The sequence below is a fragment of the Agrobacterium sp. rho-8.1 genome, from assembly GCF_033957725.1.
Taxonomy (GTDB): Bacteria; Pseudomonadota; Alphaproteobacteria; order Rhizobiales; family Rhizobiaceae; genus Agrobacterium.
In genome coordinates this window covers 409227-421235 of the sequence record NZ_CP192789.1, presented here as the reverse complement: position 1 = coordinate 421235, position 12009 = coordinate 409227, and the positions used below count along the sequence as shown (strand labels likewise).

The following is a 12009-nucleotide window of genomic DNA, read 5'->3' as shown; positions in this document are numbered from 1 at the left end:
CGCTACAGCGCAAATGCATCCACGCGTTTGCCTTCCTCGCGAAAAAGCGCCTCCAGTAGCTCAAGATTCGGCGCCTGCGGAACCGTGCCGAGCGCCGCTCTCGCGCCGTCCCCAACAGGCAGCGCCATTGCGGCCGTCACCAGAACCGTCTCACCAGCGGCGATCTTGCCACGCAGCTGCGGCACGAGAGTTCGGGCGTGGATAAGGTTGGTGTTGGCAATGGCCTGATGCGCTATGCCATCCCGTTGCGAGCCGGATGAAAGATCAAGGATCGCACTTGTATCCTGCCGCCCGAAGCAGACGGAACGCCCTTCGCCAATCTCGCTGGTATCGCGGTTGAGATCGGCGCGCTCGATGGCAAATCCGCCTTCGGCCGTCTCCAGCGCATGCGGCGTGGCGATGCGGTGGACCCGGATATGCCATGGATTTTGCGGTACCAGCCAGGTCTCGACCACGACGTCGCGCCAGGGACGCCAACGGGAATAGAGACAATCGCCTGCGATCAACGCCTCCTCCATCGTCTCCCGGGTGCGGAAATGCGTGCCATCGTCGGATAGGCCAAGCATCCCGTCGAAACTCGCTGCTGCAAAATGCCTGTCGTCCGCTTCCATGTTGAAGGCATAGCGTGTCGAATAGACGAATTTTGAATATTTCTCCTGCGCGCCGCGCATCTTGTCATGCTGTTGACCGGAGGAGAGCACGACGACATTGCCGGGCGTGTGGAACGCGACCATGCCGGGTTTCGGCAAGGGGATCGGCTCGGCAAATGTCTCTGCATCGGCTTCCTGCGCGGTCCAGAACGGATGGTCAGTCGGTAGTGCCAGCGGCAGAAAGAACTTGAGCGCCCAATAGGGAGAGCACGGGGAATTATAGCTCTCGCTCATCAAAAGGTTGGGATAACCGTAACCGATAGACAGGACGCCATCACGGTCGCAGATCGGTAGCTTCGACCACCATCTGATATGGCGCATATAATAGCCTTTGACCTGAGACCATGGCAGCGCTTCCAGATCGGCAAAGGCAAGCCCGCCCCAGAAACCCCCTGCGGCAAAGCGATAGGTCTGGCTGCGACCGAAGGCGAGCGAAGCGCCATCTGGCCCGAACCAGTGACGGATATCGCCGGCAAAGCGTTTGGAGCGCTGAAGCAAACGCGCCTTTCGGGCATCGTCACCCTTGCCAAGCACCGTGTAGATCAGCCCGTAGAAATGCATCGCAAAGGGTACGTAGTGGTCGACCCGCCGTACCGGCCCATCGCGGTACCAGCCATCGCCGATGTCGAAGCTTTCGAGATCATCAAGATAGGCGTGGGTCTTTGTGGTATCGAATGCGATACCCACACGCTCCAGACCCAGATCGATCAGAATCCGGAAGAACTTCCAGTTGTTGTCGACGAATTCGCGTTCACGCGCGGCCAGCAGATAGGCGGCGACGGTCGCTTTGTCGGCCTCGCTCAACGGCTCCCAGATGTGTTGAGGCACCATGGCCAACGCAAAGCCGATGGCCGCCAGTTCCACAAGCCTCTGGTTACGGTCTGCCACATCGCCCCAATATTCGGCATGCTCGGGGTTTGTCCCGTTCGCCAGACCGCGCCGGTACAATTCCCAATGTGGGAAGTCATATCCGCCAGCAACCAAGGGAACAATGCCCCAGAGCGGCCGTGCAAACCCTTCCAGTTCCGCAGCCGGATAATCGAAGATCGCACCCGTCGCGCTCAACCGGACACGCGCTCCTCCTTCGGAAAAATACGGCAGAAGCGGGTTGAACAGGTCCATCACCGCTTTGGCAAGATCGTCCCGCGTTAGAAGCGGATTGTTGAAAAGCGGATTGGCCTTGGCGCTATCGTGATGCACGGCATGTCTTCCAAAAACAGGTCAGAAAAGACGGCGATCGCGAGAAACCCGCGACCGCCCGATGCTTATTTGATGGCTTTGACGCCGTCGTCCATGTCCTTGATACCGTCATCGATGGAGATGTTGTCGGTCATCAGCGCATCGTGGACGCGGTTCAGCACGACCTCGATACGGGCGGCATTCGGGTTGACCGCCATTTCCAGATAGGCCTTGCCAGCCTTCAACGCATCCTTGCTGTTCTGGTCCTGCGGAAAGCCGGGAAGCGCTGCGATGGTCTGGGCGACCGTGTCCGATCTCAATGCCGGGAACGTGCCGGTGGAGGCAACGATTTCGGCGCCCTCCGGGCCGGTCACGAACTTGATGAAATCAAGCGCCGCTTCCTTGTGTGCCGAATTGGAGTTGACCGACAGGCCAGAAATCTGCGCCGCCGTCGTGCCTGCTTCCACGCCATCGGGATGCGGGAACTTGACGATACCCCAATTGGCACTCTTGGACTCGCCCGATTTCACCTTGGCGATCTGCGTTCCCATGAACCACGTTCCCATTGGCAACATGCCGATGGTGCCATTGAAGAACAAGGCGGAATAATGGGTGTTGGACGTTTTCAGCGATGCATAGGATGGGATCGCGCCGCTCTTTTGCAGGGCAAGCGCACGCTCGTACCAGGGCTTGAGGAATTCATACTTGCCATCGACCAGCGTCTGCTTGCCATCCTGAATGCCGGGCAGTTGCACAGTCGAGCGCCATGTGTGCAGCAGCGCACCATAGACACGGTTCTGGCCCATGCCGCCTTTGAGCTTGGTGGCGATCTCGTCAAACTGCGCCCATGTCATGTCATTGGCGGGGTAGGGGACGCCTGCCTTGTCGAAGATGTCCTTATTGTAATAGACGATCCAGAAATCGGAACGGAACGGCAAGGCGTAGATCTTGCCATCCACCGTCAACTCCTCGATCAGCCCGCCATAGCCTGCCGAGTCGATCTTCTGGTCCTTCATGTAGCCGCTGAGATCGGCAATGTTTCCGGCCCGCACGAGGTTGGCGTAACCGGGCACATCCTTGATGGTAACGATATCGATGTCTTTCGAACCGCCGGTCAGCTGCGTCGAAATCATCTGCGTGTAGTCCTGCGAGCCCAGATCGACAGGCTCGAAACTCACATTCGGATGCTTGGCTTTGTAAGCATCCATCAGCGGCTTGAAATAGGCGCCCTTGTCGAGATCCCAGAGTGCCCATTTGAGGGTCACCGGTGCATCGCTCTGCGCAAAGGCGGCCCCTCCCATGCCCATGGCAAGGCCGATGCCTGCGGTGGCCAAAGCGAATGCACGTCGTGTTGTCTTGAATTCCATCGTCGGTTTCCTCCCGGACTGTGTTTGGTTTCTTGATCTTGTCGGTCAGCGCGCCTCTTTCAGGTCAACGACCTTGATATGCCGCGCCGCAAAGCACATAGTGAAAATGCCAAGCGAAAAGTTGATGGTGGCAGGCATGAACACCGACACCGGATAAAGCAGGATATGCGCAAGCCAAAGCGCTGCTATGAAAGCCAGTGCGGCGAGCATCGGAAGTGGTTTGATCAAGGCCAGCAATGCCGCCTGCCGTAGCAAAGCGAAAAACGGCAGGTCGCGTGTCACGGCCAAAACGATGGCATAGGCCGATGCCAGGCCGATAAACAGCGTGATGACGATGCTGATCGCCAATGGCAGACTATAGATCAAAGCTTCCGGCACCGCTTTTGCGTAGGTCATGGCGGCATATGTGCTGGCCGCTGTCATGGCGGCGCAAACCGCAATCAGCAACGTGCCGCGTACCGTATAGCGCCGGAAAGCCTCCAGAAAATCGCGCAGCAGATAGGTGTTTTCATCCGCAACGATGGAGCGTGACACCCGCGCCATGGCGAGTGTTGCCGCAGGAATAGTAACGAGTGGCAGGCTGGCAATCAGGAACAGCAGATTGAGCTTCACCAGCTCCCACCATTCGCGCTTGAGGATGTCGAAGAACAGGGCAAGGCCGGTCGCGCGCGGGGCATCCTTGTCGATCCCGGCTCCCTCCCTCGTCCATAATCCTTCAAGCCACTGCATCATGCGCCTCCCAGCGTTCAGTAGAGAATGGAACGTTCCGTTTCCGGGTCGAAGAGCTGCGCGCCCGTCAGGTCGGCAATCAGGGTGATGTCATCGCCTATTCTGGCTTTGAAACGCGGCGAAACACGCGCGATCAGCGCCTTGCCGTTTGAGAGGAGATTGAGGTGAACCTCCGATCCCATCGGCTCCGCCAGTTCCAGTGTGGCGTTGAAGGGCACGGTGTTTGCCGCTTCGATATCGGCAGGCGCAAATTCGTGAAAATTCTCCGGGCGGATGCCGAGGATGACGTCCTTGTTTTCGTAAGGGCGCAGCCGCTCGGCATCAATGCTGGCTGGCAGCGGCATCGGCTTGCCATCGAAGACGGCTGTGAAACGCTCACCGTCGCGCTTTAACGTCACCGGCAGCATGTTCATCTGCGGCGCGCCGATGAAACCGGCAACGAACATATTGACGGGGCGGTCGTATAGCTGTTGCGGCGTATCCACCTGCTGGATATGGCCATCCTTCATGACCACGATCCGGTCCGCCATCGTCATCGCTTCGATCTGGTCGTGGGTGACATAGATGAAGGTGGCATCCAGCCGCTTGTGCAGCTTGCTGATTTCGGCGCGCATCGTGCCACGCAGCTTGGCGTCGAGGTTGGAGAGCGGTTCGTCGAGAAGAAACACTTCCGGGTTGCGCACCATGGCGCGGCCGAGCGCCACGCGCTGCCGTTGCCCGCCAGAAAGCGCTTTCGGCTTGCGGTTCAGCAGATGCGTGATGTCGAGAATATTGGCCGCTTCCTTCACCTTCTCATCGATGAAATCGCGCGGCGCCTTTCGCAATTGCAGGCCGAAAGCCATGTTCTTGTAGACGGTCATATGCGGATAGAGCGCATAGTTCTGAAACACCATGGCAATGTCGCGGTCTTTCGACGGCACGTCGTTCATCACGTCCTGCCCGATGCGAAGCTCGCCCCCGGAGATTTCCTCCAGCCCGGCAATCATGCGCAAGGTGGTTGATTTGCCGCAGCCGGACGGGCCGACCAGAATGATGAATTCCTTGTCGGCAATCTCCAGATCGATATCGTGGACGACCTTGAGCGCACCAAAGGTCTTGTTGAGTTTTTTCAGCGAAATGCTTGCCATATTTCCCTCACGCGCTTACCAGTAGGAGGCCCAGTTGCGCGACAGTCGCGTCAGAGCTTCCAGATAATAATAGTCGCCCCACGACACGCACTCGTCGACGCCTTCGCCGTGGCAGGTGTTGTGCGGCGTCTTCTTCGAATAGGTGCCGTGGAGAAGCTGTCCGTTGGAAACAGCCGGATCCTTGACCGAATAGGTATCGACAAGGCTTTTCACCATGCACCGGGCGAGATCACGGTATTCTTCGGCCTTTTCCGGGTCTTCCAGATCGGCCATTTCCAGGAGGCCACAGGCAACGATGGCCGCTGCCGAACTGTCGCGCGGTTCGTTGTCCTTCTCGGTAAAGACGAGGTCCCAATAGGGCACGAGATCGGACGGCAGGCGCTTCAGGTAAAAGGCGAGCAGCCGCTCGAACGCGTCACGATAGGCTGGCAGACGCTCGTAGCGATAGGAAAACGCCATTCCGGCGATGCCCCAGGCCTGTCCGCGCGCCCAATAGCTTTCGTCGCTATAACCCTGCTTCGTCACGCCCCGCACCGGCGCGCCGGTGTCAGGGTCCATATAGAAGGTGTGGTAGGTGGAATCGTCAGACCGGACGGAATGGGCAAGCGTGGTGCGAGCGTGGGCCAGCGCGACGTCGCGGTAGTCCCCGCGCCCCGTCTGCTCGGCGGCCCAATAGAGCAGTGGCAGGTTCAGCAGGCAGTCGATGATATAGCGATATTCGTCGGGATTGCCCTTGCGACCCCATGCCTGAATGAACTGCCCGACAGACTGGAACCGCTCCATCAACTGATCGGCGGCCATCAGGGCAGCACGCTTACCGTCCTCGTCGCCCACCAGCTTCCAGGCGGCAATGCAGGAGGGAGAATAAAGAAAGCCCATATCGTGATGGTCGGTCTCGATGCGGTTTTCGATCCTGTGCAGAAAACTCTGCACCTGTATCTGCGCCGCATGCTGAAACACTGGGTCGCCGGTATGCTCGAAGGCGAGCCAGATCTGTCCCGGCCAGAACCCTGCGGTCCACTGGTCGTTGGCAACGGCGGGGTAGACATTGCCGACGCTGGAATGGTTCTGCGCCTTGTACGTAAATTCAGGTAGATTGCGCCGCACCTGTTCGACCGCCGTTGCCATCGCGGCATCGATTTCGGCTGCTGTCATCGGGTTGGGTTGGGTGTTGGTAAAATTCAGCATGGTATCAACCCTTGATCCCGGAGGAGGCGACGCCTTCGACGAAGAAGCGTTGCAGTGCCAGGAAAACGATCAGAACCGGGATCAGCGCCACCACGGAGGCGGCCATGATCAGCCCGTATTCCGCCGAATATTGCGAAATGAACATGCGAAGCCCGATCTGGATGGTCTTCAGCTCGGTTTTCGTCAGATAGATCATCGGCCCGAGAAAGTCGTTCCAGGTCGTGACGAAGGTGAAGATCGTCAGTGTCGAGAGTGCTGGCTTGGACAAGGGCAACATGATCTTCGCCCAGATCTGATACTCGTTCATGCCGTCGATGCGCGCTGCCTCGCACAGCTCGTTGGGGATCGACATATAGAACTGCCGCATCAGGAACACGCCGAATGCGGTGAAAGCCTGCAACAGGATCAGCGCCAGATGCGTGTTGTTGAGACCGAATTCCCGCATCAACAGAAACTGCGGCACCATATAGACCTGCCATGGCATGGCGATGGTGGCGATATATCCCAAAAACAGTGTGTTCTTGTAGGGGAAGTGCAGCTTGGCGAAGGCATAGGCCGCGAAGCTGGAGGTCAGCAACTGCATGACCGTGACGATGATCGTCAGCTTGGACGTGTTGTAGATGAACAGCGCCAGCGGAATCTTCGTCCAGATCTCGGTGTAGTTTTCCCAGCGTGGATGCGCCGGTATCCATTCGATAGGAAAGGCGAAGACATCGCGGCTCAGCTTGAGCGATGCCGACAGCATCCACGCAAACGGCAGCAGCATGATGATGGTTATCGCAATAACCGTGGCGTAGACGGCAATGGTTCCAACGGTGACTTTCCGGCCCATGATCCGCATCTTCTCAGTCCTCCCGCTGACGTTTGAACTGGACGACGGTAACAGCCAGCACAAGGAAGAACAGAACCAGCGCAATCATGCTGGAATAGCCGAGATCCCAGGAAATGAAGGCTTCGTTGTAGATGTGGTAGACCAGAACCAGCGTCGATGTGCCGGGCCCGCCTTGGGTGATCATGTAGACCTGATCGAACACCTTGAATGACTGGATCGTCAGCATGACGGTGACGAAGAATGTCGTTGGCGCCAGTTGCGGCAGCGTGACGTGGATGAACTTCTGCCAGGCATTGGCGCCATCAAGCCCGGCGGCCTCGTAAAGCTCGGCATTGATGCCCTGAAGCCCGGCCAGATAGATCACCATGTAATAACCCATGCTCTTCCAGATGCCGAAGAGAATGACAGTCACCATCGCCCAGTGCCGGTCGGCGGCCCAGCCGGGCATGTTCGCCGGGTCCATGCCAAGCGTGTAGAGCAGCATGTTCACAGGCCCCATTTCGGGGTTGAAAATCATGTTCCAGACAACCGCTACAGCCACCAGCGAGGCCACATAGGGAAAGAACATGGCGGTGCGGAAGAAGTCGCGGCCCAGAATTTTCTGGTTCAGCAGCACCGCCAGCCCCAAAGCACAGGCAAGCGTCGCGGGCACCGAGACGACGGTGTAGACGATCGTGTTCCAGAAGGCTGAGATAAACGCCTTGTCGTCAAACAGGCGCCAGAAATTGTCCAGCCCTGCAAAGCTCATGGCATTGGAGCCATCCCAATGCATGAAGGCCAGCGCGAAGGCGAACAGGATGGGCCCGAGCGTGAAGATGGCGAAGCCGAGAAAATTCGGGGCTATGAAGGAATAGGCGATCAGCGCATTTTCGATCCGGCGTCGTTTCTTCGAAACGATCCGCACCTTTTTCTTGCGGTATGGGGCCGCCTGTGTGTCGGACGCGGTCACGATGGCCACGGCATTCCTCCCATTGTCGGCCAGCCATCGTCATCATCGACGCGGACCTCGGTATCTCCTGCAATCAGATTTTCACCTGACGCCTCCTGCCGTTTTGATATCATAAAATCTGCATTGGTCAAACAACTTCACATAAAGTCAGACAAATTCTCTGGAGATTGCAAAAGACGTATGATAGGAGCCTTGCTACTGAATATTAAACGCGCGGGAGGTCGAGGGCGTGTTTGTAGAATTGATACCGCGCCTACCGCACCGGCTGGATGATTTTGCGGCGGATGTCACCGCGGACAGTCTTCGCGCTGCTGCGTCGCAGGCGACCCAGGCCCAGCTTGTTGATGCCGCAGTAACGGCGCTTGATGAGCCTTGGTCGGTTATCCTTGCAGGCGACTACCTGGAATATACGCAGAACGGCAACCGGTCCCGCTTTGAGACGCTCTATTTTTCGCGCCGTCTCAAGCTGAACGCGCTAGTTCTGGGCGAATGTATGGAAGGGCAGGGGCGTTTCTTAGGCGAGATCATTGATGGCCTGTGGCTCATCTGCGAGGAAAGCGGCTGGCAGTTGCCGGCGCATAATTCCCACGTTCGCGGTGGTCCGCGCACCCCGTTACCCGATCCGCAAAACCCCGTCATCGATCTCTTCGCAGCCGAGACGGCAGCCAATCTGGCGCTGGTCTCGCATCTGCTTTCGTCCCAACTGGACACCTCCCTTGTCACGCGGATATCGCACGAAATCGATCAGCGCATCCTGGTGCCATACCTGTCGCGCCACTTCTGGTGGATGGGAAATGGCGGGGAACGAATGAACAACTGGACGGCGTGGATCACGCAGAACATTCTTCTCTCGACCTTCCTGAGCAAAACCGATCAGCCCACCCGCCGATCCGTGGTCGAGCAAGCCTTGAATAGCCTCGATGCCTTCCAGAAAGGTTATGCGGATGACGGCGCCTGCGAAGAAGGCGCGCTGTATTACGGACACGCGACGCTGTGCATGTTCGCGGGCCTTGCCGTTCTGGGTGAGGCTGCCCCCGGCGTGACCGACGCACTTTTGCACGAAGACAAGCTGCGAAACATGGCCGAATTCATCGGTCACATGCATGTGGCAGATGACAGCTTCTTCAATTTCGCAGATGCCCCGGCGCGGTTTCAAACCAGCGGCCTGCGCGAATATCTTGTCGGTAAAACCATCGCATCGCCTGAGCTTCACGCCTTCGCATCAGATCGATGGCAACACTCGTCCAGGCGCTTGATGCAGGATGAGTGGAACCTCTGGTATCGCGTGCAGGCGGTTCTGACGGAACGGGAACTGGCCGAGGTCACCCTTCCGGCGCCTCAAAAGCGTGATATCTTTTATCCCGGCATTGAGCTTGCGATTGCGCGCGACGATGTGTTCGATCTGGCGGTCAAGGGTGGCAACAATGGCGAGAGCCATAACCACAACGATGTCGGCAGCATCACGCTCTACAAGAACCGTCGCCCCTTCCTCATTGATGTCGGCGTGGAAACCTACACGGCCAAAACCTTCTCGCCGCAGCGCTACGACATCTGGACCATGCAATCGGCCTTCCACAATCTGCCCAGCTTCGGCGGTGTGATGCAAATGGATGGTGAAGCCTTCGCGGCCCGTGATTTCAAAGTCGATTTTGCGCAAGAAAAGGCCGAAATATCTTTGGATCTTGCCAGCGCCTATGCGCCCGACGCTGGCGTCCGCAGCTACACCAGAACCGTCCGGCTCGTCCGCGGCCAGCATGTTGAGATCGTAGACGACCATGAGGGCGAGCGCGAGGCCGGCCTGTCGCTCATGACGGTCGAAAGGCCCCGCATCGATGGCGATAGTCTCTTCGTCGGCGATCTCGGATCGATTGATATCGAGGGGGCAGGCGTTCCCACCATCGAAACCATTCGGATCGATGATCCGCGCCTGCGCCAGTCATGGCCCGATACCATCCACCGCACCCTCATTCCGCTGAAAGGCAAACGCCTTCGCCTCGTCATCCGCTAAGGGAGAATGCCGATGAAGCTCACACTCAAAGTCGTCAACGCAGCCGGTGCCGTCCTGTCGCAAGCCAGTTGTGACGACGAGGTCTTTCTGGTCTACCGCAACGACTATGCTGAAGGTGACCGGATCGTTGTCGAAGCGGAAGAGCCCGTCCATATCGATCTCAGCCTCGATGCGGGCATGCCGCCCGCGCGCCTCTTCATGGCGGCTACGAATTTCGCTCTCCCTGTGCCCTCCGGCTTGACGCGCAAGACCTATCCGCCGCAGGCATTTCTCGGAAATCTCCACCGCATGTCCGCCTGTTGCGTCCATCCCGAAGAGGTGTCGATGCGTCGAAATTTGGCGCTCAATCCTTTCGACCATCACGATAACACCACCCTTTTTCCGCATGCCAGGGCCAATGTGGAAACGCGCGGCGAGGCCGTCTTTGCGGCCCGCAATGCCATCGACGGCGAAAAGGCCAATACGGACCACGGCTTCTGGCCATATACGAGCTGGGGCATCAATCAGGACCCGGCAGCAACGCTCACCCTGGCCTTCGGCCGGCCCGTGCTCGTTGACCAGATCACGCTCTATCTCAGGGCAGATTTTCCCCATGATGCCTGGTGGAACGAGGCCAGCATGACGTTTTCAGACGGCCATGTACTGACCGTCCCGTTGGTGAAATCAGGTGCAGCTCAGGCTTTTCCCATGCCGCCGCGCGTGGTGGAATGGGTGCGATTGCACGACCTGAAAAAGGCAGACGACCCGTCGCCGTTTCCGGCGCTGACACAGTTGGAGGTCTGGGGCGCTGATGTGCCTTAATCCCGCAGCGTTTCAATTGGCGGCGATACCACGCAGATCGCGCATCATCTCGCGGTAGCGAATCTGGCTGCCGCGCAGGTGTTCCTGCATGGCAAGCTTTGCCGCCTGCTCGTTGCGATCTGAAATCGCCACGATGATCGCCTCGTGTTCCCTGTGAATCAGTCGGCGGTATGCGGTTTGGTCGACCTCTTGCTGCTTGGGGACGAATTTGGATTGCGGAATGGCTGCCGGTCCGTGCAGTTCCAGAAACTGCGTGAAGAGGGGATTGTTGGTTGCTGCCGCAATCGCGAAATGCAAAGCCAGATCCGCCTCGCGGATGGACTGGTTTGCCTCGATGCAGCCGAGCACCTTGGCATGACAATCGAAGATCGCCTCTTCCTGCGAAGGCGACCGGCGAAGTGCAGCAAGTCCCGCGGCCTCAATTTCAAGCGGAGTGCGGATCTCCAGCACTTCCAGATCCGATGATAATCTCGCCTTATCCACGACCGTGGCGGGACGCGCACTCTTTTCCGTCTTCAAAACAAAGATGCCTGCTCCCTGGCGAACTTCGACAAGCCCGTCATGGCGCAGCGCTGCAACCGCCTCCCGCACAACCGTGCGGCTCACGCCATGCTCTTCGGTCAGTTCAATCTCGCTCGGCAATCTGTCGCCAGGTCCATATCTCCCGGACGCGATCACCTCGCGCAAAATGCCGCTGAGCTGGCTGACGAGCGAGGCCCCGTTCTTAGGGCGCTCTTTTCCAATATGACGCATGTTTAAGGATCGCTCGGCGTTGAAGATGGATGTTTATATTAAATACATATGATGAATTTTGATCAATATCAATCATTGTTCTATTTGTCAGATGATTGAATGCTTTTCCGTCTTTGGAACGCTCGTTGTCCGTGTGTGCTTTTGCTTTCAGCACGTAACCAATTGAACACACAATTGCTGTAACATTCATCCCGTTGCGGATACGGGACGGATCAAAGGATTTGGGAATGGCAGGCAGAGCGGAATTCCTGATGCAGAAGCTCGTCACGCTTTACGCGGATCGCCGTGGCGCCACCGCCATCGAATACGGGCTCATCATCGCTCTCATCGCCTCGGCCATCGTCCTCGGCATGCAAACCATCGGCACCAATATCACTGCAGTCTTTCAGTTGCTGTCGGACACTTTCACCAACGCAATGGCCTGAT

Annotated in this window: 11 protein-coding genes; 3 read left to right on the top strand and 8 right to left on the bottom strand. The window is 57.9% G+C overall.

Annotation, left to right across the window (positions count from 1 at the left end; translation table 11 throughout):
* Positions 1–2 precede the first annotated feature (2 nt).
* The 7 genes from RMR21_RS16815 to RMR21_RS16785 form a co-directional block, all read right to left on the bottom strand.
* Positions 3–1850, bottom strand: coding sequence for a DUF2264 domain-containing protein (locus RMR21_RS16815; protein ID WP_498670612.1), 1848 nt, complete (start codon positions 1848–1850; stop codon positions 3–5).
* A gap of 65 nt (positions 1851–1915) precedes the next feature.
* On the bottom strand, positions 1916–3196 hold the full coding sequence (locus RMR21_RS16810; protein WP_498670611.1) for an ABC transporter substrate-binding protein: 1281 nt from the start codon (positions 3194–3196) through the stop codon (positions 1916–1918).
* Positions 3197–3241: 45 nt separating this feature from the next.
* The gene (locus RMR21_RS16805; protein ID WP_498671759.1) at positions 3242–3925 is read right to left on the bottom strand and encodes a DUF624 domain-containing protein; all 684 of its coding nucleotides are present in this window, start codon (positions 3923–3925) and stop codon (positions 3242–3244) included.
* Between the two features lie 17 nt (positions 3926–3942).
* Positions 3943–5052 carry an ABC transporter ATP-binding protein gene (locus RMR21_RS16800; RefSeq protein ID WP_498670610.1) on the bottom strand — a complete coding sequence of 370 codons (1110 nt, stop codon included), beginning with the start codon at positions 5050–5052 and terminating at the stop codon, positions 3943–3945.
* A 15-nt stretch (positions 5053–5067) separates the two neighbouring features.
* Complete coding sequence (locus RMR21_RS16795) at positions 5068–6240, bottom strand: glycoside hydrolase family 88 protein (RefSeq protein ID WP_498670609.1); 1173 nt, start codon at positions 6238–6240, stop codon at positions 5068–5070.
* Between the two features lie 4 nt (positions 6241–6244).
* Entirely contained in the window at positions 6245–7081 is an 837-nt protein-coding gene (locus tag RMR21_RS16790) for a carbohydrate ABC transporter permease (RefSeq protein ID WP_498670608.1), read from the bottom strand.
* 4 nt (positions 7082–7085) lie between these two features.
* On the bottom strand, positions 7086–8024 hold the full coding sequence (locus RMR21_RS16785; RefSeq protein ID WP_498671757.1) for a carbohydrate ABC transporter permease: 939 nt from the start codon (positions 8022–8024) through the stop codon (positions 7086–7088).
* Between the two features lie 226 nt (positions 8025–8250).
* Between RMR21_RS16785 and RMR21_RS16780 the strand changes: the two genes are divergently transcribed.
* Entirely contained in the window at positions 8251–10029 is a 1779-nt protein-coding gene (locus RMR21_RS16780) for a heparinase II/III domain-containing protein (RefSeq protein ID WP_498670607.1), read from the top strand.
* Between the two features lie 12 nt (positions 10030–10041).
* Positions 10042–10830, top strand: coding sequence for a DUF7402 domain-containing protein (locus RMR21_RS16775; RefSeq protein ID WP_498670606.1), 789 nt, complete (start codon positions 10042–10044; stop codon positions 10828–10830).
* Between the two features lie 12 nt (positions 10831–10842).
* Here the strand turns inward: RMR21_RS16775 and RMR21_RS16770 are convergent, their stop codons facing one another.
* Positions 10843–11583 carry a FadR/GntR family transcriptional regulator gene (locus tag RMR21_RS16770; protein WP_498670605.1) on the bottom strand — a complete coding sequence of 247 codons (741 nt, stop codon included), beginning with the start codon at positions 11581–11583 and terminating at the stop codon, positions 10843–10845.
* A 227-nt stretch (positions 11584–11810) separates the two neighbouring features.
* Between RMR21_RS16770 and RMR21_RS16765 the strand changes: the two genes are divergently transcribed.
* A complete protein-coding gene (locus RMR21_RS16765) occupies positions 11811–12008 on the top strand; it encodes a Flp family type IVb pilin (protein WP_498670604.1) in 198 nt (65 codons plus the stop codon).
* Position 12009: the final 1 nt, after the last annotated feature.